The organism is Actinomadura sp. 6K520 (genome assembly GCF_004349245.1).
GTDB lineage: Bacteria > Actinomycetota > Actinomycetes > Streptosporangiales > Streptosporangiaceae > Spirillospora.
Genome location: NZ_SMLC01000037.1, coordinates 1 through 22366, shown reverse-complemented (window position 1 = coordinate 22366; position 22366 = coordinate 1). Strand labels below are relative to the sequence as shown.

18 protein-coding genes are annotated in these 22366 nt (G+C 70.1%); 9 read left to right on the top strand and 9 right to left on the bottom strand.

Annotated features, from left to right (window positions below; genetic code table 11):
* Positions 1-140: 140 nt before the first annotated feature.
* Positions 141-1067, top strand: a complete 927-nt coding sequence (locus tag E1289_RS12845) for an RNA polymerase sigma-70 factor (protein ID WP_131979525.1) — start codon at positions 141-143, stop codon at positions 1065-1067.
* Between the two features lie 113 nt (positions 1068-1180).
* Here E1289_RS12845 and E1289_RS12840 read toward each other — a convergent pair whose 3' ends face one another.
* Positions 1181-1561 (bottom strand): MerR family transcriptional regulator, encoded by a 381-nt coding sequence (locus E1289_RS12840; RefSeq protein ID WP_131979522.1) that lies wholly within the window; start codon positions 1559-1561, stop codon positions 1181-1183.
* Between the two features lie 66 nt (positions 1562-1627).
* Here E1289_RS12840 and E1289_RS12835 point away from each other — a divergent pair, with 66 nt between their 5' ends.
* Complete coding sequence (locus E1289_RS12835; protein ID WP_131979519.1) at positions 1628-2506, top strand: polysaccharide deacetylase family protein; 879 nt, start codon at positions 1628-1630, stop codon at positions 2504-2506.
* A 321-nt stretch (positions 2507-2827) separates the two neighbouring features.
* Here E1289_RS12835 and E1289_RS12830 read toward each other — a convergent pair whose 3' ends face one another.
* A complete protein-coding gene (locus E1289_RS12830) occupies positions 2828-3613 on the bottom strand; it encodes a helix-turn-helix domain-containing protein (RefSeq protein WP_131979516.1) in 786 nt (261 codons plus the stop codon).
* Between the two features lie 66 nt (positions 3614-3679).
* Between E1289_RS12830 and E1289_RS12825 the strand changes: the two genes are divergently transcribed.
* The gene (locus E1289_RS12825) at positions 3680-4486 is read left to right on the top strand and encodes an SDR family oxidoreductase (RefSeq protein ID WP_131979513.1); all 807 of its coding nucleotides are present in this window, start codon (positions 3680-3682) and stop codon (positions 4484-4486) included.
* Positions 4487-4792: 306 nt separating this feature from the next.
* Here the strand turns inward: E1289_RS12825 and E1289_RS12820 are convergent, their stop codons facing one another.
* Entirely contained in the window at positions 4793-5440 is a 648-nt protein-coding gene (locus E1289_RS12820) for a class I SAM-dependent methyltransferase (RefSeq protein WP_131979510.1), read from the bottom strand.
* A 318-nt stretch (positions 5441-5758) separates the two neighbouring features.
* On the opposite strand from E1289_RS12820, the gene E1289_RS12815 reads away from it, so the two are divergent.
* Both E1289_RS12815 and E1289_RS12810 read left to right on the top strand, forming a co-directional pair.
* Positions 5759-6595 (top strand): LLM class flavin-dependent oxidoreductase, encoded by an 837-nt coding sequence (locus E1289_RS12815; protein ID WP_131979508.1) that lies wholly within the window; start codon positions 5759-5761, stop codon positions 6593-6595.
* 323 nt (positions 6596-6918) lie between these two features.
* Entirely contained in the window at positions 6919-7701 is a 783-nt protein-coding gene (locus tag E1289_RS12810; protein ID WP_131979505.1) for a VOC family protein, read from the top strand.
* 225 nt (positions 7702-7926) lie between these two features.
* Here the strand turns inward: E1289_RS12810 and E1289_RS12805 are convergent, their stop codons facing one another.
* The 4 genes from E1289_RS12805 to E1289_RS12785 all read right to left on the bottom strand — a co-directional run bounded on the left by E1289_RS12805 (position 7927) and on the right by E1289_RS12785 (position 14128).
* The gene (locus E1289_RS12805) at positions 7927-9321 is read right to left on the bottom strand and encodes a DUF1996 domain-containing protein (RefSeq protein WP_131979502.1); all 1395 of its coding nucleotides are present in this window, start codon (positions 9319-9321) and stop codon (positions 7927-7929) included.
* A gap of 677 nt (positions 9322-9998) precedes the next feature.
* Positions 9999-11945: an FtsX-like permease family protein gene (locus tag E1289_RS12795; RefSeq protein ID WP_131979496.1), complete on the bottom strand. Its 1947-nt coding sequence runs from the start codon at positions 11943-11945 to the stop codon at positions 9999-10001.
* A 3-nt stretch (positions 11946-11948) separates the two neighbouring features.
* Positions 11949-12650: an ABC transporter ATP-binding protein gene (locus E1289_RS12790; protein WP_207928939.1), complete on the bottom strand. Its 702-nt coding sequence runs from the start codon at positions 12648-12650 to the stop codon at positions 11949-11951.
* A gap of 218 nt (positions 12651-12868) precedes the next feature.
* Positions 12869-14128 carry a serine hydrolase domain-containing protein gene (locus tag E1289_RS12785; RefSeq protein WP_207928938.1) on the bottom strand — a complete coding sequence of 420 codons (1260 nt, stop codon included), beginning with the start codon at positions 14126-14128 and terminating at the stop codon, positions 12869-12871.
* A 557-nt stretch (positions 14129-14685) separates the two neighbouring features.
* Between E1289_RS12785 and E1289_RS12780 the strand changes: the two genes are divergently transcribed.
* The gene (locus E1289_RS12780) at positions 14686-15969 is read left to right on the top strand and encodes a sensor histidine kinase (RefSeq protein ID WP_207928937.1); all 1284 of its coding nucleotides are present in this window, start codon (positions 14686-14688) and stop codon (positions 15967-15969) included.
* Complete coding sequence (locus E1289_RS12775) at positions 15948-16607, top strand: response regulator transcription factor (protein ID WP_131979493.1); 660 nt, start codon at positions 15948-15950, stop codon at positions 16605-16607. The genes E1289_RS12780 and E1289_RS12775 overlap by 22 nt, the downstream gene beginning before the upstream one ends.
* On the opposite strand, the gene E1289_RS12770 is transcribed toward E1289_RS12775, so the two are convergent.
* Together E1289_RS12770 and E1289_RS12765 are read right to left on the bottom strand one after the other, a co-directional pair.
* Positions 16589-16984 carry a LuxR C-terminal-related transcriptional regulator gene (locus E1289_RS12770; protein WP_207928941.1) on the bottom strand — a complete coding sequence of 132 codons (396 nt, stop codon included), beginning with the start codon at positions 16982-16984 and terminating at the stop codon, positions 16589-16591. The genes E1289_RS12775 and E1289_RS12770 overlap by 19 nt on opposite strands.
* Positions 16985-18107: 1123 nt before the next feature.
* Entirely contained in the window at positions 18108-20897 is a 2790-nt protein-coding gene (locus E1289_RS12765) for a LuxR C-terminal-related transcriptional regulator (RefSeq protein WP_131979487.1), read from the bottom strand.
* A gap of 157 nt (positions 20898-21054) precedes the next feature.
* Here E1289_RS12765 and E1289_RS12760 point away from each other — a divergent pair, with 157 nt between their 5' ends.
* Complete coding sequence (locus tag E1289_RS12760; protein WP_131979484.1) at positions 21055-21411, top strand: VOC family protein; 357 nt, start codon at positions 21055-21057, stop codon at positions 21409-21411.
* Positions 21412-21448: 37 nt separating this feature from the next.
* Positions 21449-22072: a glyoxalase gene (locus tag E1289_RS12755; protein WP_131979481.1), complete on the top strand. Its 624-nt coding sequence runs from the start codon at positions 21449-21451 to the stop codon at positions 22070-22072.
* The last annotated feature ends 294 nt before the right edge of the window (positions 22073-22366 follow it).

Genomic DNA, 22366 nt, shown 5'->3' with positions numbered 1-22366 from the left:
AGCACGAGACGGCGGCGACCCGGCGCCTGTGACAGCGCGCATCATGTGACGTGGCCCACCGCCCGGGGGTGTCACACGGCGGCGGGGGGCGGCGTCTTGTGCGTATGGCATGGTCGGGAGGCGACGAGGGGAGCCGGGCGATGAGCGACGGCGGCGGACGGACGACGGGGAGGCCCGCGGGCGGCCGCTTGGACCTGGCCACCGAGGCGTTCGTGGCGCACCGCAACCTGCTGTTCACCGTGGCCTACGAGATGCTCGGCTCCGCCGCCGACGCCGAGGACGTCCTGCAGGAGACCTGGCTGCGGTGGGCGGGCGTCGATCTCGGCACGGTGCGGGACCGGCGCGCGTATCTGGTGCGCATCACCACGCGCCAGGCGCTGGACCGGCTGCGCACGCTCGGCCGGCGCAAGGAGTCCTACGTCGGGCCGTGGCTGCCCGAGCCGCTGCTGACCACGCCCGACGTGGCCGAGGACGTCGAACTGGCCGACAGCGTCTCGATGGCGATGATGCTGCTGCTGGAGACGCTCGCGCCGACGGAGCGGGCGGTGTTCGTGCTGCGCGAGGTGTTCGACCTGGCCTACGGCGAGATCGCCGAAGCCGTCGGCAAGACCCCCGCCGCGGTCCGCCAGATCGCCCACCGCGCGCGGGCCCACGTCGCCGCGCGGCGGCCCCGCGACGTCGTCTCCCCCGCCGAGACGCGGGCCGCGCTCCGGGCCTTCCAGCGGGCGACCGAAACCGGCGACCTGCGGGACCTGCTGGACATCCTCGCGCCGGACGTCGTCCTCCTGACCGACGGCGGCGGACTCGCGCACGCGATGAAGGAGCCCGTCGTGGGGGCCGGGAAGGTAGGGAACCTGCTGTCCGGCGGCCTGCGCGCGTTCACCTCCGGGGTGACGACCGAAGCCGTCGAGATCAACGGCTACCCGGGGCTCGTCTTCCGGCTCGACGGCCACATCGAAGGCGTCGTGGCGATGCGGGTCGAGGACGGCCTCATCACCGGGCTCTACATCGTCCGCAACCCCGAGAAGCTGTCACGCGTGGAGCGCGAGACCACACTGAGCCGCTGACCCCACCCACCGCCCTGCCCGGCATCGCCACGGCCCGTGCGTGTTCCGCACGGCGGGCGTCGCCCACCGTCACGGCCACGCGCTCCGAGGCTGAACCGCTGCCCGCGCCTTGGTCACCCGTCGGCCGTCTGGCGGCGGTGGTCGGCCGCTCCGTCGATCACCTCGTCCAGCACGGCCCGGGAGTTGGCCAACTCGGTGATCATCCGGTCGATGCGGTCCCGTTCGGCGACGAGATCGGTGACCAGCTTGGGGGTGGCGATCTCGGAGGGGCCGCCGTCCGCGTCGCGCATGCACGGCAGCAACTGCGCGATCTTCTTGCTGTGCAGTCCCGCGGCGAACAGTTCCTGGATCCGGATGACCCGGTCGACGGCCTGCTCGGGATACTCGCGATGGCCGCCGGGCGTGCGGCCGGCCCGCAACAGCCCCTGCTGCTCGTAGTAGCGCAGCGATCGCTCGCTCACACCGGTGCGCTGCGCAAGCTCACCAATCCGCATCTCGTCCCTCCGGACGCCGGCCCGGCACTTGATCCTGACATTGATGTTAACTTCTACCGTTCCGGTATGACGACCACCGCGCAGAACCGGCTCTTCGACTACAGCCCGATCACCGAGCGTCCGCCGATCATCTGGCCCGGCCGCGCCAGGGTCGCCGTCTACATCGGTCTCAACGTCGAGCACTTCATGATCGACCGCCCGTCCACCAGCATCTGGCCCGGCACCGCCGACCTGGTCCCCGACGCCCTCAACTACGGCTGGCGCGACTACGGACCGCGCGTCGGCATCTGGCGCATGATCGAGAGCCTGGACAGGCACGGCATCCGGGCGAGCGTACTGCTGAACTCCGACGCCGCCACCCACTATCCGCAGATCATCAAGGCCGGCCTGGAACGCGACTGGGCCTGGCTCGCCCACGGCCGGACGAACTCGATCCTGCAGACCGACATGACCCGCGGCGAGGAACTCACCTTTCTCACCGACGTCGTCGACACCATCGCCGCCGCCACCGGCCGGCGGCCGCGCGGCTGGATGGGGCCGGCGCTGACCGAGACCTTCAACACCCCTGCGCTGCTCGCCGAACTCGGCCTGAGCTACGTCCTGGACTGGACCAACGACGACCAGCCGTACCGGCTGAACGAGCCCGGCATGATCAGCGTCCCGTACTCGGTCGAACTCAACGACCTGCCCCTGTTCGGCAAAGGAACCACCGGCCCGGAGTTCGTCCAGATCGTCAAAGACCAGTACGAGCAACTGCACGCCGACTCCGAGCACAGCGGCCGGGTGATGGCGCTGGCCCTGCACCCGTTCGTGACCGGCCAGGCCTTCCGCGCCAAGTACCTGGACCAGGCGCTGGCCTACCTCGCCGCACAACCCGACATCTGGCTGACCACCAGCGACGAGATCGCCGAACACTACCTGCACACGCCCCGGGAGCACGCATAGAGCCAAGCGGTCACCAGCGCCTTCCCCCGATCTCAAGAACGCCTTTGCTCCTCGGCGAGGGTGCGGTGGTCCACAGGGCCACCGCACCTCCTCGTTACGGATTGGGCGAGGCTCGGGCCGTCGGTCTCTTTGCGGCTGCCCACGCTGGTCGTGTGGCTCTCTCACGGCCATGAGCGGACGCTCTATAACCTGTCGTCGGCGACCGCCGGCACCCGGATTGTCCTCGTCCCCATCGTCCTTCGTCGCGAACCGATTCCGCATGAGCGGACGATGCATGCGGACATCGAGGGGCCGCGGGACGCGGGACGCAGCAGCCTCGGGTTAGAGGAGCCGGGCCAGGGCGTGGGCAGAAGCGCTGCCGGGCTCCGGCTGGTAGACGATGATCACCTGGTCCTCGGCTCCGGCGATGGTGAGGGTCTGGCGGCGCAGGGTGAGGGGGCCGGCATCGGGGTGATCGAACCGCTTGGTCTCGTTGCGGGACGGGCGTACGTCGTATCTAGCCCACAACGAGCGGAATTCGTCGCAGCGCTGCAACTCGGCCACGAGGGTGGCGGTCCGTGGGTCGCGTGGATCGGCTGTCGCCCGTAGGGCCGCGACCGTCTGTTCGGCGATGTCCGGCCAATCCGGGAACAAGCTGCGGGTGGCGGGGTCGAGGAATACGTCGCGGACCAGGTTGTGGCCGGGGTGGTACATCGGGGAGAGCACCATCGCTGCTTTGTTGGCCGTCAGCACGTCGAAACGGCGGTCGCGGACGTAGGCCGGGGTGCCGCCCCATGAGTCGAGCAAGTGCTGTACCTCGCCGCGGAACTCGCTGGGCCCGGGTGGTTCAGTCGGCGGGGCGGCCAGGGCGCGCAGGTGCCTCGCAGCGTCGAGGTCGAGGCGCAGCGCCGTCGCCAACGCGTCCACGACCTGTGGGGACGGGTGCCGGTCGACGCCCTGTTCCAGCCTCGTCAGGTACTGGACGGAGACGCCGGCGAATTTCGCGAGTTCCTCGCGGCGGAGTCCGGTGACCCGGCGCCGACCGTGGGGCGTAAGCCCTACCTCCTCCGGCCGCACGCGGGCCCGGCGCGCCTGGAGGAACTCCCCGAGAAGGTTGTCGCGTGTCATCGCTTGTTCAGGGTATCCCTGCCAGGGTGCTGGCTGGCGATGCTGCGCAGGGGCATGGTCGAGGCCATGAAGACATGGTTCATCACCGGGGCCTCACGCGGCTTCGGACGCATCTGGGCAGCGGCGGCACTCAAGCGCGGTGACCGGGTCGCGGCGACGGCACGTCGGCCCGAGACGCTCAACGGCCTGGCCGAGACCTACGGCGACCGCCTTCTGCCGATCGCGCTCGACGTGACCGACCGGGTCCAGGTTTTCGCCGCGGTGGACCGCGCCGCGGAAGCCTTCGACGGCCTGGACGTGGTCGTCAACAACGCCGGCTACGGCCTGTTCGGCATGATCGAGGAGGTTACCGAGGAGCAGGCCCGGGCCCAGATCGAGACCAACCTGTTCGGCCCGCTCTGGGTGACCCAGGCCGCTCTGCCGATCATGCGGACGCAGGGTAGCGGGCACCTCGTCCAGGTCTCCAGCATCGGCGGCATCGCCGCGTTCCCGACGCTGGGCCTCTACAACGCCTCCAAGTGGGCCCTTGAAGGGATGAGCGAGGCCCTGGCCCAGGAGGTCGGCCCGCTCGGTATCAAGGTGACGATCCTCGAGCCGGGACCGTACGGCACCGACTGGGCCGGGGCGTCGGCGGCGCACACCGCCCCGATGGCGGCCTACGAGCCGATCCGGCAGGCCCGCCGGGCCGGCGCCACCGCCCGCGCACCGCGCGACCCGTCGGCCACCGCGGAGGTCGTCCTCAGCCTGGTCGACCTGCCGGAACCGCCGCTGCGCCTGTTCCTCGGCAGCTACCCCTACCCGATCGCCGAAAGCGTGTACCAGCAACGGCTCGCCACTTGGCACCAATGGCGCGAGCTGGCCGAGACCGAGTGACCCATCCGGCTACCCCCTGGCGCCCACCACCCGCAGCGTCGGGCAAGTAGCAGGGGGACCGGCCCATCTGCGCGGGCTTCAGGAGTCGATGAGCGCCGTCGCGTTCCTCGGCGACCACAGACTGGCCGCCGCCGGGCGTGACGTCGACTCCGGCCCGCCTGTCTATGTGTGGTCGCTGAATCGCTGACATGTTCAGGCCGTCGCTGGAGCCCATCGAATCCCCGAGTGGGCGCGATGAGGACCCGGACGGGAGGGTGGGAACCAGTCGACTGACACTGCTTGGGCACTCGCACCTGGCCGCCGACGCTACCCGGGCGGTGCCGCGGGTCGGCGGGCGAACAGGATCGCGCCCGGCTTCGGTGCGTCCGGATTCAGCAGGTGCTGCGCCTCCACGGTGAAGCCCGCCTCGCGGAGCCAATCGGCGACGCAGGACGGTTGGCGGTGGTGCACATACGTCTGCACGCGCTCGGTGCCGTCACCGGTCGTCTCGATCTTCGACTCGTCACCGACGTGGAATCCCGCGGCCAGCACCCCGCCCGGCCGCAGCACCCGGTGGAACTGTCCGAGCACGCCCGGCACCGCCTCGTCCGGGATGTAGATCAGCGACCACCACGCGAGCACACCCGCCAGAGAGCCGTCGGCAAGTTGCAGGTCGGTCATCGAACCGACCTCGAACCGCGCGCCGGGGTGCTCGCGGCGGGCGATCTCGATCATCGCGGGTGACAGGTCGATCCCGAACGCGTCCGCGCCCAGCTCCCGCAGCAGGGCGGTGGTGTGCCCCGGCCCGCAGCCCACGTCGGCCACGGGCCCGCCGCCGATCGCGCGGACCAGGTCGGCGAACAGCACAACGCCCGCGCGGACGTGCAGCAGCCTGTCGAGCAGGTCGCGGGTCTCCTCGGCGTAGCCGGCCGCGACGGCATCGTAGGAGTTCCGGGTATCGGCCAACCAGGTCATCGAACGACCGTAGCCCCTCCGACCGAGCGCCGACAGGTGCCCGCCCTCGATTCGGCATGTGCGGACGACGGGTCAGGGTGTCCGTTGTCCATCTGGTTCCAGAGGTCGTCCGCACCAGGCGCGCTTGAGGACGTGGTCCCGCACCCGTCGCGTTACCGGAACGCTCAGGACTGGCGTCCCGGAAATCCTCGCCAGAATTTCCGGAAGGCGGTGTCGAATCGGGAATCCGCGTTCGTAGTAGGGATGAGGCGCCGCCCAGGGCGATCGACGACACAGCAGGACCGGAACCCCATCCCTCCACCGATGAGGACAGGAACGATGATCGATTCGACGGCGGACGGCGGACCCAGGCCCTTCAGGTTCGGGGTCGTCGCCCCGCTCAGAGCAGACCTGCCGACGTGGCGAGACCGGGTACGCCGTATCGCCGACAGCGGATACTCCACGCTGCTGATGCCCGACGTCCCGCGCTGGCAGCCGGCGCCCGCCCCCACGCTGGCCGTCGCGGCCACCCTGACCGACCTGCGGGTCGGCAGTTGGGTGTACGCCTCCCCGCTGCGCCCGGCCTGGAGCACCGCGTGGGAAGCGCACTCGCTGTCGGTGCTCACCGACGGCCGCTTCGAGATGGGCATCGGCACCGGCAGGCCCGGCATCGAAGACGAACTACGCGAACTAGGACTGCCCGCCGCACCACCGCGCGAGCGGCTGGCCCAGGTGCGCCAGACCGTGACAGCCCTGCGAGATCTCGACGGTCCCGACTCGCACACGCCGGTGGTGATGGCCGTGCGCGGGCCGAAAGCCCAGGCATTGGCGGCCGACCTCGCGGACACGGTCGCCTTCGCACTCATGCCGGGAGACGATCGAGTTGAAATCACCCGGGTGGTACGCGACTTCCGCTCCCGCGCCATCCGGGACGTCGAACTCGCGCAGCACGTGGCGGTGGTCGGCGACAGCGTCGCGCCCTTCATGGCGTCCTCCGACACCGACCCTGCTGCGCTCCGCGCGGCGGATTCGCTGGCGGTGCTTCCCGACGACCCCGTGGCGGCCGCCGAGGAGATCCAGCGGCGACGGGAGGAGATCGGCTTCTCCTACTTCGTCTTCGGCGCCGACTTCGCCGAGACGCTCGCCCCGGTCGTAGCCGAGTTGGCCGGACATTAGGCCCGCGAGATAGCGAACGGGCAGTTGGACGGGCAGCAGCGCATCGGCACTCTTCTCGGCATGAGCGGACGTGCCCCACCCCGCCGCTCACGCCAGGGCGATCGGAGCGTGCGGTCAGCCGTCCTAGCGTGCGCATCCCGGGCAGAGCCCGAAGACCGATCGACTGCCCCGGCCCCCAGCGAACTCACCGGCGCATGAGACCACTCGTCTTGGCGATCGTCCGCCGCGGCTGGGAGGCCCCCACGGCCAGCGGCTTTTATTTTTCCTGGCTATAGCCGCTGGCCTGCGGGAACTAACGTGGCATCGGGGAACGGAGGTCGCGCATGCCCGAGATGACGTCCTACGCCGAGGGGGCCCCGAGTTGGGTCGAGTTGCTCAGTCCCGACACTGCGGGCGCGAAAGCCTTCTACGGCGGGCTGTTGGGCTGGGGTTCCTACACCATGACACTTCCCAATGCGGACTACGAGATCTTCACGCTCGGCAAGTCGACGGATCATGCGGTCGCCGGGATGATGGCCGCCGCCGATGACGGGGTCAAGCCGACCTGGACCTGTTACTTCAACGTCGACGATCTGGAGTCCGCTGTCGCGCGGGTCGGGGAGGCCGGCGGGACGGTGTTCGTGAAGGGGTCGAACGTCGCCCAACTGGGCCGTCTGGCGCTCGTCGCCGATATCGAGGGGGCCGGTTTCGGGCTCTGGAAGCCCTACACGTGGGTCGGCGCGGCCGTGGTCGACGAGCCGGGCACGATGTCCAGGGTGGAACTGATCTGCCGGGACGCCGACGCGGCCCAGCGCTTCTACAGCCATGTGCTGGGCTGGAAGGATCCGGTTCGAAGCGAGGGGATCGCCAGCGACAACTGCTTCGAATGGGAGATCGGCGGACGGCCCGTCACCGGTGCCGTGTGCACCGACCAGAGCCTGCCGGCCGGTGCCGTGGCGTACTGGATGCCCTACTTCGCCGTCACCGATTCCGACGATGCCGCCGTCGGCGCCGTCGAGTTGGGTGGCACCTTGCAACGCCCCTCATCGGATACGCCGACCGGCAGGGTGGCACTCCTCAGCGACCCTAGCGGCGCGGCGCTCGCCGTCATCCAGCTGGCGCGCTGAGGAACCCGGACGGGCCTGCAGGTGGTGCCCTGGGCGACCCGTGTGAGGCGTCCGAGCGTCGAACCGAGCACCGCGCCGCTGAGGTTCCAGTCGGCCCGACTCCATTGAAGCGAAGGCGCCCCGAACCGCGCCATGGGGCCTGCCGACGGACGGCGGCCGTCGGCAGGCCTCATGGCTTCGTGCGGCGGGGCCGCACCGAAAGCCGGTCGGACGGAGAAAGACCGGTCAGCACCTCCGGTTGCTGTTGATGCACCTGGCGACCGCGGCGTTCAGACGCTTCGACATCACGTTGATGTACCCCGCGTGGTCGCTGTTGGGCTTGTGCTGCTCGGTGGAGAAACCGTCGACCGCGAAAGGCACGTCGTCCTCGCTCTTGGGCGCCGTGTTGGGGATTCCCTCGTACTCCAGCGTCATCGTCAGCTGCGGGATGGCCTTGAAGCCGTTGGGGCACGCGCCGCTGGCCCGGGCGAAGGCGACGTGGGTCCGGTGGTTCTCGCTGTCGGTGTTCTGCCCGTCCCAGCAGCCCGGCTCGTCGAAGATCCGCAACAGGTTGCTGCCGTCCGGGCAGAGCGGGTACTTGTCGGTGACCCGGTTTTCGAACCCGGTGCACGACCAGGTCTCCTGGGCGTTGCCGTCTCCGTTCGTGACCGTCTTGGCGTCCCCGGTGAACAACCGGAGGAACTGCGGCATCGGCGTCACCTTGCTGCGCGCGTTGCCGCTGTACAGCAGGGTCACCTTCGACGGGAGGACCGAGGTGCCGACGTTGTTCTTGTCGATCTCGGCGGCTCCCTGAGCGAGGTCGCCGGGCTTCCGGGTCCGCAGCACGGGCCAGAAGTAGGTTGACTTGTCCGCCTTGATCGCGCAGCTGGTGTCGGCCGCGGCCAGGCTCTCCTCCGTGGAGGAGAAGTCCGTGGACAGGTTGCCCACGTAGTCGTGCAGGTGCTCCGCACCGTTGGGCTTACCGGGCGCGATGATGATGTTGTCGGTGTTCTGGTGCTTCTCCTGGTCGGTTCCGCATTCAGAGACGAAGGTGCCCCGCGAGCCGCCCCGGCTCGTGCGGACGTTCCGCTGGTTCGGCCGCACCTGGCGAATGTCGACGAAGTCGTCGGGGAACGGCCCGACGGCCCCGCCGCCGTTCTGCCCGTCGCCGTTCTGGCCGTCGCCGTCCTGGCCGTTCCCTGCGCCGTCACCGTTGCCCTTGGTCAGCGAGCATCGGGCGAGCGTGTTCAAGCCGGGCGGCCGCTGCCCGGCACGCTGGAAGCTGATGTCGATGCGGTCGATGACCGCTGCGCGCTTAGCCTCCAGCGGCTTCATCACCGCGTTCTGCGCGAGCTGGGGGTCACCGCCGCGCAGCGTCCTCAGCCTGCGGTTGGCCGCGGCGATCTGGGAGTCCAGCAGGGCCAGCTCCCGCGAGACCGCGGCCTGCTGCGACGCGGGGACCTGCGGTAGCCGTGGCCTGACCGCCGGACAGTTGACCTTCTGGGCAGCTGCGCCGTCGGCGGACGACAGGCTGGTCTGAGCCGACTGACCGCATCCGGTCGCGACTATGGCGAGCCCCGCGCCGACTGCGAGGACGGCGTGGGTTCTCTTCTTGTGTCGTGCATGCGTTGAGCGCTGCATCTGGCACCCTTCTGCTCTTCCCCGCTCCCCCACAATCCCCGCTACCGCAGGTCGTACGGACGCGGCACCGCAACCGTTCACCGGTGCAAGAGATTCTCGGTCCTCGCAGGGGAAGGGGTGCTCAGAGGGGCTTTGGAGATCATTCCGAAGCCCTTTTCCGATTTTGGAAGTCGATGGGGAGCCAACCCGACCTACGCCGACTCGCCCGGGCCGAACCCCACGCCGGCGCCCCGTACGGCCCTGGACGGGTGAGGCGGCGCGGTTCCTCACCGATCTGTTCGACCAGCTCGCCGCTACCTGGGACACCGGCCAGGCCACCGGCCGCGACGAACCGCTGCGCGACGCCCTGGCCCGCGGCGGCCCGCTGCCCGTCGGGCCCTGCCCGGAAACTGGCACGTCACCGAGTCCGCAGTCGCGTGGCAAAGCCCCCCTCGGCGTGGCGAGCGCCGCCGCACGGGCAGGCGTGCCCGTCATCGCCGTCTGCGGGCGACGATCCTCACCGACGACCGACTCCGCCAGACCCATATCGCCGACGCCTACGCTCATGGAGATCGAAGACGACCCGAACCAGTGCATCGTCCAGGCCGCCCACCTGTTGGAACGGCTCGGCGAACAGATAGCGGCCGACTGGCTACCGCGCCTCAGGCAAGACGTATTCCTCGACTACATCGTCTGTTTCAGTCGCGCGCGGTGGCGAGGTGGATCGGGCGGAGCCGGGTGATGCGCCAGGTGGTGGCCGTGCTCGCCGCTGCGGTGACGACGAGTGCGCTGATGGCGATCGCCGCGGCCAGCACGGTGGGGATGGCGATCACTACGGTGCCGATGGTGCTGGCGGAGGCGAGGGCGATGCCGGTCAGGGCGGCGGTGACGACCGCTGCGCCGAGCGTGAGGCCGACCGTTGTGATGGTGATCGATTCGACGAATGTCATCAGCAGGATCTGGCGCCGGGTGAGGCCGGCCATGCGCGCGATGGCGAGTTCCCGTCCACGGTCCGCGCCGGCCATGACGACGGCGTTGATCACGGCCATCGCGGCGTACAGGCCGGAGAGGCCGAGCAGCACGATCATGGTGGCGTCGTTGGTGCGCTGCTGCGTGGCGACGGCGTCGGCGATCCAGCCGTCCAGCGTCGTGACGGTGCCGAGGCGTTGCTCGTGGACGGTGCGGACGACGTGCGTGCGCGCGTCGTCGGCGGCGGCGACCTGCAGGACGATATGGGCGGGGGCGCCGGCGAGGACGCGCGCAGGCAGAAGATCGCGGGGGACGAGGACCTGCCAGCCGGTGTTGAGCATCTCGGGGAGAACAGCGGCGACGCGCACCGCCCGGGTGCGACCACCGAGTTTGAGCACGGCTCGCTGGCCGAGTTCGAGGCGTTCCCCGTCACTGGTGTGCTGCATCACTGCGATGGCTGGCCCGTGCACGTCATCGAGGGTTCCGGCGATCGGCTGGATGGGGTGAGCGCGCGGGTATGCGGCGGGGTCCATCGCGACGATTCCCGAGGTGATGCGCTCGCGCTCGACGTGGCCGCCGTTCCTGACGTCGATGTCCAGCATCACCGGCGCGTCGATCTCGACCGACGCGCTCGTCACGCCGGGGAGTGCCGAGATGCGGTCTGCGTGGCGACCCGCCGTCTCGACGACCAGGTCGCCGACCGTCGTCTGCCGTAGTTCGACCTCGGAGGCCTTGGTCACCGCGCCGAGCGTTCCCGCCAGCCCGGCGACCAGCGAGACGAGGACGATCAGGGGGGCCGCCGTCGAGGCGCTGCGCCGAACGGCGTGGCGGACGTTGGCCGCCGCGAGCGTGCCGATCGTGCCGCCGCGCAACACGGAGCCCAGGGCGTGACCGGCGGCGGGGACGATGAGCGGGCTGAGCTGACTCAACGCGACACCGCCGCACAGCGCCACACCAAGCGACAGGGCCAGTGCGGCGACCAGGCCGGCCACCGGGGCGAGTGCCACCAGAGCGACGGTGACGGCCATCAGCCCCAGCCCGGTGCCCCAACGGGAGGCGGTCATGGCCCGGGCCGCCGTGTCGCCGTCGCGGAGCGCGGCGAGCGGGGGGATCCGCGCCGCCCGCCGTGAGGCCGCCAGCACTCCCAGCACGGCGACCGTCAAGCCGATTCCCGCACCAAGGACCAACGGCCAGGGCCGCCAGGTGAGCGTGAACGCGGCCGGGAGGAGGCCCGCCCTCCCGACGAGCCACAGCTGCGCGCGGGCCATGGGCGTCGCGAGGGGAAGCCCCAGCATGATGGCGGCGACGCCGAGCAGCAACGCCTCACCGACCAGGACCCGGCGGACCTGCAACCTGCCGACACCGAGGAGGCGCAGCAGGGCGAGGTCCCGACGGCGCTGGTCGACGGTGAACACGAACGTGGTGGCCACGATGAACACCGTGAGGAACGCGGCCAGGATGGCGGCGATGATCATGATCGTCGCCACGTCGTCGTAGCCCGCGCGCAGTCGTTCCCGCTCCAGCGCGGTCAGCCCTGCGGGCGGGTGGGGCGGCGTTGCCGATGCGGCGAGCTGCACGGCCGAACTGACCAGCGCGACGCCGACGGCCAGGCTTAGGGCTGCGCCGACGAACAGGGGCCAGCGTTGCCGGAAGGAGTTCCACGACAGGATGAGCACTGTTCAGGTCTCCAGATGTGCGAGACGGTCGGCGATCGTGGCGGCGCTGGAGGGGCCGAGCCGGTCGATGACCCGGCCGTCGCGCAGGAACACGATTTCGTCCGCCTGCGCGGCCGCCATCGGGTCGTGGGTCACCATCACGATCGTCTGACCGGTGCTCACCGTGTCTCTCAGCAGGCCGAGGACCGTGCGTGCGGTGGAGGTGTCGAGCGCGCCGGTCGGTTCGTCGGCGAACAGCACGGCCGGGCGGGTGATCATCGCCCGGGCGATCGCCACCCGTTGCTGCTGGCCCCCGGACAGCTCGCCCGGACGGTGCCACAGCCGGTCACCGAGGCCCACCGCGGCGAGAGTCGCGCGTACCTCCTTGCGCGACGGCCTCGTACCGGCGAGCCGTAGCGGCAGTGCCACGTTCTGCTCCGCGGTCAGCGAGCCGATCAGGTTGAAGCTCTGGAAGACGAATCCGATGCGTGCCCGGCGCAGCTTCGTCAGCACGGAATCGGACGTGTTGGTGATGTCCTCGCCGTCGAGGACGATGCGGCCGCCGTCGAGGCGCTCCAGGCCGGCCATGCAGTGCAGCAGAGTCGACTTCCCTGACCCGGACGGCCCCATCACCGCGGTCCACGTACTGGCGGACACGGTCAGGTCGATCCCGTCGAGGGCCCGAACGCGTGCGTCCTTCGCGCCGTACTCCTTGACGGCGGTCATGACGTGAACGGCGGAGCGCGGGCCTTCGATGATCGTGGAGGGGGGCACAGGCGGCCCGAGCTCATCGCCGTGCCTGGACGGTGATCGGGGAACCCGACCGGCCCGTGGTCGGTTCGGGGGCCTTCGCCCCGGACCGGACGGTGGGAGCGTGTCATGCGTGTCCCGTGCGCGGGCCGGTCGCATCATCTCGCCTTTCGTTTCGCGTGTTCAGGTGATGGTCAGCGGGTCCCGCAAAGGGCACGGTCGATGAGTCTCGTCATCGCCTCGTCCTGGGTGTCCTGCCGGTCGTCGGCGGGGCGCCAGGTGTTCGCCGAGACCGCGGCGGCGCGGCGGCCGCCGGCGGTGACACCGGCATCGGAGATGAAGCCGGGCATGGTCCCGCCGTGGGACCAGACCCCGCCGGGGCATCCGCTGACCGGCCGCCAGCCGATGCCGAGGCCGTATCGGGCGCCGGGCTCGACGTCCCACAGGTCCTTGGCTTCGACGGTCCTCTTCATCTGCGCCAGCTGAGCCGGGCGCAGCAGCCGGCCCCCCATCAAGGCGCGGAAGAAGGTGTTCACGTCGGCCGTGGTGCTGATCAGCGGGGCGTCCGGGAACGGAACGAACACGGAGGTGTCGGTCAGTCCCGAACGTCCGGGGAACTGCGTGTACGCGACCGCTCTGGGCTGCGGGACATAGGCCGAGGTTCCCGCGACGATCGTGTGCCCCAGACCCAGCGGTTCGATGACGCGGTCGTTGATCTCCTGGGCCAGGGCATGGCCGGTCACCTTCTCTATGATCATGCCGGCCAGGACGTAATTGGTGTTGGAGTACCCCCACCTGGTCTCGCCGGGCGAAGACGGAATCCACTGGGGAGGATTCTTCATCGCCATGCCCACCAATTCCTGAGGCTCGTAGGCATGGAACCGCTCCCGCCGGAATACTTCGGGAGTGAACTGTTTCACCCACGGCAGCTGCTCGTCATAGTCGTTCAGGCCGCTGGTCTGACGCAGCAAGTTCTCAATCGTGATCTTGCTTCCGTCGTTTCCATTGCCGCGCACGAGTCCGGGCAGCCAGCGCTCGACGCTGTCGCTCAGGCCGAGCCTGCCCTCTCCGGCCAATTGCAAGGCGACCACGGCGGTGAACGTCTTCGTGGTGCTGCCGATGCGGTAGTACGCCTTCCATGGCATCGGCTGCCTGGTCGCCAGGTCCGCGAAACCGGCGCGGGCGACGGTATCGCCGGCGTCGGTCCGCACCCGGGCCAGCACTCCGGTGGCTCCCGCCGCGTGGACCGCGCGCACGTCGGCCTGCAGATTGTTTCGGTTCGTCCCGGGCCAGGCGGATGTCGTCGCGTTGGCGGCGACGATTCCCAAGGCCGAGGCCGACGCCGCCGCGACGGCCACGCACGCCCACAGCCGGATCGTCCGTCCGGTACAGAATTCTCCGCTCATCTTTGTCCAATCTCTTGAGTCGTGAAATCGCGCAAACAGCTTGGTCATGGCACATCACACAACGCGCGGCGGAAATGGAGATCACCACACGGGCGGGAGAAGAGGCCGAGGCCGTATCGGGCTTCCGGCCAGATCTGTGCCGTGTCGGCGTTGACCGGTACGGTCGTGCGCATCTCGGTCGGTTCCCTTTTGGCCGAGTAGTCACCCACCGAACAGGGCGCGGTACTCACCGACATGGACGCCCGCGGTGTGCCGCCACTTCGCGGGCGGTCATCTGCCGCGGGCGCCCGTCCCCAGGCCCGGCAGCATGCGCTCCACCGTGTCGGTGAGCCTGAGCTGCTCTTCCCAGTCCGGCTGTATGAGCACGGGCCAACGAATTCCCTCCAGATCGAGCGATCGAACCATCCCTGAAGGGTTGCGGCACGGCGGCATCTCTGGCCATGACGCTGACTGCCGGATGTCTGGTAGCGACTCTCGACGCCCGGGGTAGGGATCGCACTACCCCGACAACTCCGGATTGCCTGATTCGCCGCTGTACACCCCGTCCGTAACCTGGTCCGAACCACGCGAACGACGTACCACCACCCGCGCCCGGAGGCAGCTCGGTGAAACCTCAGAACCTGTGGCAGGCTCTGGCACATCCGGGGTTTCTGGTGTCGCCGTGGCCGTGGCGGTCCCTGGCATACCTGGTGACCACCGTCCCCGTCGGCCTCGCGTGCATGGTCGCGTTGGTGGTGCTGGCCGGCGTCGGGGCGATGACCGTCCCGGTCGTCATCGGGGTGGCCCTGCTGGCGGGCGTCGTGTTGCTCGGCATACCCGTGGGTGTGCTGGAGCGGCGACGTCTATGGCTGCTCGGACCGGGCCGCCTGGCCGGCCGCCACCGCACACCCGACCGTGCCGGGCCACTCGGGTGGTCGCTGACCCGGATCCGCGAGCCCGCCACGTGGCGGGAGCTCATCTACGTCCTTCTGCTGTGCGGCCTGCTGTGGCCGCTGGACCTGGTACTCGTCGCCGTATCCGCCATCGGCTCGGTGCTGGCGATCGGCGCTCCGCTGTGGACCCACGTGATGCCCGACCTGGCGTTCCGTATCGACCGGTGGGTCCTCGCCGACCGGCACACCGCGTGGGCCACGGTCCCCGTCGGCGTGGGGCTCACGGCCCTGGCCCTGTACGGGCTCGCCTTGGTCGCCGGCGCACAGGGCGCGCTGGCGCGGTACCTGCTGGCCGCGACGCCCGATGAGGCACGCGATGCCGAACTGGCCGAGATGGCTCGATCACGCGGCGCGCTCTTCGAAGCGTTCGAAGCCGAACGGCGACGCATCGAGCGGGACCTGCACGACGGCGCACAGCAACGGCTTGTGGCTCTGACCATGGAACTCGGTGAAGCACGGCTCGGCACGCCACCCGACGCGCCGGCCTCGCCCCCGCTCGACCGCGCACAGGAGCACGCCTTCCAGGCGCTTTCCGAACTGCGTGAACTGATACTCAACATCCATCCCAAGGTCCTCAACGACCATGGATTGGGTCCGGCACTGGCCGACATCGCCGATCGCTGTACCGTACCGATCGATCTCGCCACCGACCTGCCGCGACGGCCGCCGCCCGCGGTCGAATCCGCCGCCTACTTCGCGGTCAGCGAGGCACTGACCAACGTGGACAGACACAGCGGAGCCGACCGGGCCGAAGTGACCTGCCGGTTGATCGGCGACACTCTCATCCTGCGGGTGACCGACAACGGAACCGGCGGCGCACACCCGGCCTCGGGTACCGGGCTGGCCGGCCTGGCCGACCGGCTGGCCGCCGTGAACGGCACGCTGTCACTGTCCAGCCCGCCGGGCGGCCCCACCGTGCTCCGGATGGAGATCCCATGCAAACGTCCCGTGAGCTGACCCTGGTGCTCGCTGAAGACGGTGTGCTCCTCAGAGAAGGCCTGGCCAGCCTGCTCTCCCGCCACGGGTTCACCGTCCTGGCCACCGCCTCAGACGCGGAGGGACTGCTGACGGCCGCCGAACGACACCGCCCCGACGTACTCATCACCGACGTCCGCATGCCGCCCGGCTTCTCCGACGAAGGACTACGCGCCGCGCTGCAGGTCCGCGCCCGCCGTCCCGGCGCACCCGTCCTGGCACTGAGCCAGTATGTGCAGCGAACATACGTGGGCGAACTACTCGACTCCGACGACGGCACCGGCGTCGGCTACCTACTCAAGGACCGTATCGGTCGGCTCACGGAATTCTTCGAAGCGATCCGCCAGGTCGCCGACGGCGGGACGATCCTCGACCCCGAAGTAGTACGCCAGCTCCTGCGTCATCGCCGCGACCCCCTGCGCAACCTGACGCTTCGGGAGCGAGAGGTGCTCGCGCTCATGGCCGAGGGCAAGTCGAACACCGCCATCGGACAGGCGCTCACCATCGGGCAGGCCGCGGTCAACAAACACATCGGCAACATAATGAGCAAACTCAACCTGCACCCTGACGAAGGACATCGCCGGGTCCTCGCCGTACTGACCTACCTGCGCGAGGGCTGACAAGTTCGGTGGCTGCCGACCCATGGTGAGAGTCGCCTGAGCGGTTCGCCCGGTTTATCGCCGTTCTTCGCCGGACGGTTGATCTGCGCGATGGCCGCGGACATCTCGTGCGTCTGCGCTCGTGTGGTCGAACCCCGCGACTCACGGTGCGCTGCGGCTCCCAGAGTCAGGTCGCCACGTGAGCCGGTGCCGGACTTGGCGAAGATCGACTCCAGGTGATCCTGCACGGTGTACGACGACACCCGCAGCCGGTCGGCGATCTGCCTGGTGGACAGGCCATGCGCCATGGGTTCGGTGACGCGCCGCTCGCCGTCGGTGAAACCGTAGGCATCGGCCATCAGCGGCGCCATTTCGGCGGGGCGGGCCGCTTCGAGCATCACCGCGACCGGCGAGTCCGGTCCGTCGCCTGCCGGGAGCGGTGTGGTCTACCGGTGACCGGGCGAGTGCGCCGACGAGTCGGCCGGGCAGGCGGCCAGCCCAGGCACCGGGCGTGGCCTCGCGCGGTTCGGGAGTCCCAGCCAGCGCGGCTAGAACGAGCCCGGCGTGGCTGTCACGGCGCATTGCCGCCCCCTCCCGTGGCTGGCTGCTCGGACTGTCCAACCTGACCGGGGTGGCCAATTCCACCCCCTACGGACGGATCGGGCCGAGGCTCCACCAGGGGTTGCACGTCCAGGGCCAGCGGAACCAGCCGGGCCAACTTCTCGATCACCAGCGGTGCCGCCACCCCCAACCCGAACGCCGCAACCGCACCGGCCACCGGCCACCGGCCATCCTGTGCCATCGGTGCAGTGACCGCGTCGTCGGCTCCGAGCCGAATCAGCACCTACACCACGAAGGCAGCCATGCCCTGCGGGCTCCCCAAGGGCCTTCAAGATTGAAAAAGGTCTCGGAATGATCTCCGAGACCTTATCTGACCTGCTGAAACGTGGTGGGCGATACTGGGTTCGAACCAGTGACCTCTTCGGTGTGAAAACGGTTGGACAGCCCGGCAGCGAAGGCCGTCCAGACATCAGCCCAGGTCAGAAGCCCACCTTCCGCTCCAGTGGCAACAGTCCAAGGAAGATCAAGTCACTTCTGATCTCCCACGATTCACGCTCCTCGCTCTTGACGACCAGTTACCGTGGGTTACCGTCGGCCCGTCAACATGCTCAATCCCAGGCATCCGAGGCGCAAGAGTGACATACCGTCCACACAGGTAGATGAATGCCTGCATACGACGCCAAGTCGGCGCGGCAAGCAGCGATTTGCGTCGTTGCCTACGGTGAAAGCACTCGTTCCCAGGCAGCGAATCGGCCTCTCATTGCTTCGATCTGCGCATCGGGCAGACACCTTCCCCGAACTCGGGGCCGGGTTCGAGATATCAACGAGCACCGCCTGGAGGTATGGGACTCGAATTTCGCTTCGGAGATATCGTGCGCCCAGTCGATAATTCGGACCCCAGAAGGCTATTTTTCCAATGTTTCCCTTGATGGCCACTTGCTACGAGCGGCGATCGTCCGGCTACCGGGCGGCCATGGGGGCGAGACCGAGGTCGGCGAGTACGGCCGCTCCGCGAAGGGCGTGCTCGCCGCCCGCCAGGATCCTGGTCCGGGCCGACTGGTAGCGGCAACCGGCGGCGTCGAACGCGTCCGTCGTGGCGAGCAGCCGCGTCGGGTCGTCCTCCAGTAGTGCCTCGGCCCGTTCAACGATGGCGCCGGCGACGGGATTGCCGGTGGTGAGCTCGCGGGCGTCGGCCAGGCGGTGGCGGGCGTCGGGGCTTCCCGCGAGCACGGCGGCCTCCGCGCGCAACGCCACGTACCAGTGGTGCCAGATCCAGGTGACCCACCTCCACACCTCGCCGGATTCGGGAGCCATCCGCTCCAGCGCTTCGGACACCTGTCCGTTGTGGAGCAGCGGCATCACGTCGAAGACCGCGCCGTAGCCGTGGACCCGGTTCGGGGACGCGCCGAACTGCTCCAGAATCGTGTTCCACTCGTGCCGGGCGTCCTGGTCGTCGCGGAGGCCGTGGACCATCGCGACGGCGGTCACCGCCGGTTCGAGGTCCGGCCAGGCCGGGCTGCCGCTGCGCCGCCACGAGTCCAGGAACCGGACGGCGCCGGTGAGCACGTCGCCGACGTCGCCCGCCAGCGCATCGGCGACCAGCTGCCAGCTCGTCGCGCGGTGCCCCACTTCGGCCAGCGACGGGTGGTCGGCGAGCCGACTCGCCCAACGGCGGGCGCCGGGCAGGTCTCCGACGCCGATACCGGTCTGGGCCGCCTCGCCGAGCGCCTGGACGAGCTCGTGGGTGACAGCGGGCGTGGTCGGCGCGGACGACAGAAGGTGGACGCGGCGCCGGGCCGTGGCCGCGGTGGCGAACGCGTCGCCGGCCCAGCTCTGGACGGCGGCGAGCGCGTCGAGCGCGGCGGACTCGGCGGGTGGGTCGCCGGTGCGGTGGGCGAGTTCGACCGCGCGTTCGGCACGCGCGAGCGTCTCCGTCACGACGTCGTCGTACGGGTCCTGGTCGGCGCCGAACGCGTCGGCGGCCGACGCGACCTCGGCCAGCGCGACGGCCGCCAGTGCGGCGGGGTCGTCGCCTGCGTCCTCCCGCGCCTCAGTGATGAGCGCGAGCGCCCGGTCCGGGGACGGCGTCCGGACGAACGTGCCCGAGAACCGGTACACGGTGGTCGCGGCGGTCGCCAGGTCGGCGGCGGCGCGAGTGGCGGCGCCACACCGGCGGGCGTGGGCCGCGGCGGCCCGGTGCAGGCGGTACATGTCGTCGCCGTGCATGCGGCACCCGGCGACGGCGGCGGCATTCCGGAGCATCGCCGCGGCGGCGGCCGGGTCGCCGGCGAGCGCGGCGGCCTGCTCGTACCGCTGCTGTGACTCACCGACCAGATTGCGGGTGAAGGCGAGCTCCGCCATGTGCCGCGCGAGGTCGAACGCGTCCGCGCGGTGTTCCGGCTCGTCGGCCGCCCACGCCAGGGCAGCGCGGAGGTCGTCGGCGACGGCGTCGAACCGGGGCCGCCAGTCCGTTCCGGCGACCGCGAGGCCGGTGGCCGCGGCCAGGCACCAGCGAAGGTGCCGGGTGCGGACATCGGCCAGCTCACCGGCCTCGGTGAGCCGCTCGGCCCCGTACTGGCGGATGGTCTCCAGCGCCCGGTACTCGGTCGCGCTCGACGACGCCCGCACGACCAGCAGGCTCTGTTCCGCCAGGCGGGCCAGCCCGTCGGCGATAACGCACTCCTCGGCCCCGGCCACCTCCGCCGCCGCCGCGGCGGTGAACGGCGCGACGAACACCGACACCCGCCGAAGGAGGTTCCGGTCGGCCGGCTCCAGCAGTGTGTGGCTCCAGTCCACCGCCGCCCGCACCGAACGGTGCCGGTCGTCGGCGCGGGACCCGCCGGTGAGCGTCCGCAGCGGTTGGGACAGGGCCGCGGTGAGGCCGTCCAGCCCGAGCGTCGGGTACCGGGCGGCGGCCAGCTCGATCGCCAGCGCCATGCCGTCCAGCCGCTCGCAGATCGAGCGGATGTGGTCGTGCAGGGGAGGATCCAACGGCCAGCCGATCGCCGTCGCCCGTTCCTTGAACAGCGCGACCGCGTCCGACTCACCGTCGTCGGACAGCGACAGCGGCGGGACCTGGTACACCCGCTCGAACGGCACCATCAGCCGGGCCCGGCTCGTCACCAGCACCGTCACCCCGGGGCACGCCGCGAGCAGCCGCTCGACGAACAGCGCCACGCCGTCCCGCACCTGCTCACAGTTGTCCAGCACGAGCAGCGCATGCCGGTCGGCCAGCGCCACGGCCACCGACTCGGTCATACCACGGCCGGGCTGCTCGCCGAGACCGAGGGCGCCGGCGACCGCGTCCGCGACCATCCCCGGATCGTTGACCGGCACGAGATCGACGAACCACACCCCGTCCGCGAAAACGCCGGCCGCGTCCGCCGCCACCGCCAGCGCGAGCCGGGTCTTGCCCACGCCGCCGGGCCCCACCGCGGACACCTGCCGGTGCTTACCGATCATCTCGGTCAGCTCGGCCCGCTCGCTCGCCCGGCCGACGAACGAGGTCAGCGGAGCCGGCAGGACGGGCACGGCGTGCGACGGACCGACGGCGCGGCGGCTCGCGGCGGCCCGCACGGCGAGCGCCCGCCGGTCTGGGACGTCCAGCTTCCGCAGCAGCGCGGAGACATGGCTCTCGGCCGTCCGGACCGAGATGAACAGCCGCGCCGCGATCTCGGCGTTGCTGAGATGCTCCCCGACCAGCTCCAACACCTCGGCTTCACGGGGAGAGACATCCACACTCGCGGTCACTGTCCCATTCTGTCGCAGGCCATCCGTGCACGGTCCGTGCCCGCGCTCCGTAGCCGCTTCCGTAGTCGCTACGGATGTGGCCAGGGTGAGCCTGGAGCGAGGCTATGAGCAGTTGAACAACGGGCCGATGCGGCCCCCACCGACTCCAGGAGCGACCATGAGTGGATCTCCCGTCCAGGGAATCAGAACCGTGCTGCACCCGGTGAGCGACCTGGCGAAGGCCAAGGCGGTGTACGCGGCCCTGCTCGGCGAGGCGCCGCAGACCGACTCGTCCCACTACGTCGGGTTTGAGGTCGGAGGCCAGCACATCGGGCTGGTCCCGGCCGGCGGCCCCCAGGACATGACCTCGCCGGTGGCCTACTGGCACGTGCCGGACATCAACGCGAAGGTCGCCGAACTGACCGCCGCCGGCGCGACCGTCAAGGAGGCCGCGCACGACGTCGGCGGCGGACGGCTGGTCGCCGCCGTCACCGACCCGGACGGCAACGTCCTCGGGCTGATCCAGGACCGCTGAGCACAACCGCCGAACCACCTCACCAGAAGGAATCACCATGACCTCGTTCGAATCCATCACCCTGGAAGTCGCCAACCCCACGGCCGCGGAGACCTTCTATGCCATCTTCGGTCTCGCGCCCTATGTGAACGTCCGCCCCTCGGACGAGCCGACCACCGGCTTCCGCGGCTTCGCGCTGTCGCTCGTCGCGTCCCAGCCCGGCAACGTCGACGCCCTCATCGCCGCCGCGCTCGACGCCGGCGCCACGACGCTGAAGCCCGCCACGAAGTCGTTCTGGGGCTACGGCGGCGTCATCCAGACCCCGGACGGGACGATCTGCAAGGTCGCGTCCTCAAAGAAGAAGGACTCCGCGCCCGCCGCCCCCAAGTTCGACCAGATCACGCTGCTGCTAGGCGTAGCGGACGTCAAGGCGAGCAAGCGGTTCTATGTCGACCGCGGCCTGGCCGTCGCCAAGAGCTTCGGCGGCAAGTACGCCGAGTTCGACACCCCATCGTCCACCGTCACACTGGCGCTCTACCCGCGCCGCGCCCTCGCCAAGGACACCGGCGTCGACCAGGAGGGCACCGGCTCGCACCGACTCGTGCTGGTCGGCGGCAACGAGCCCATCACCGACCCGGACGGTTTTGCCTGGGAACCCACGCCCGCCCGAAGCCGGCCCTGAGAAGGACGAGCGGGCGACGAACCATGAGCGGCCCACGGCCACTCCCCCGCCGCCCGTGGTCTGTCGGGATCGGGATCCGGGCCGAAGATCGAAGAAGTCAATTGCACGACAGAAGCTCCCTTTAGATGGCTGTGAAGCGGACGGGGTCGGTGAGGGCGGTCAGGGCGGCGTCCAGGTCGGCGAGGCGGGCGGAGCTCGCGGCCACGCCGGAGGTGAGGTCGGCGGCCGGATCCGCGGTGAACGGGATGCCGGCCAGGGTCGTGATCGCGGTCCTGCTGGCGATGTCGCCGTGCG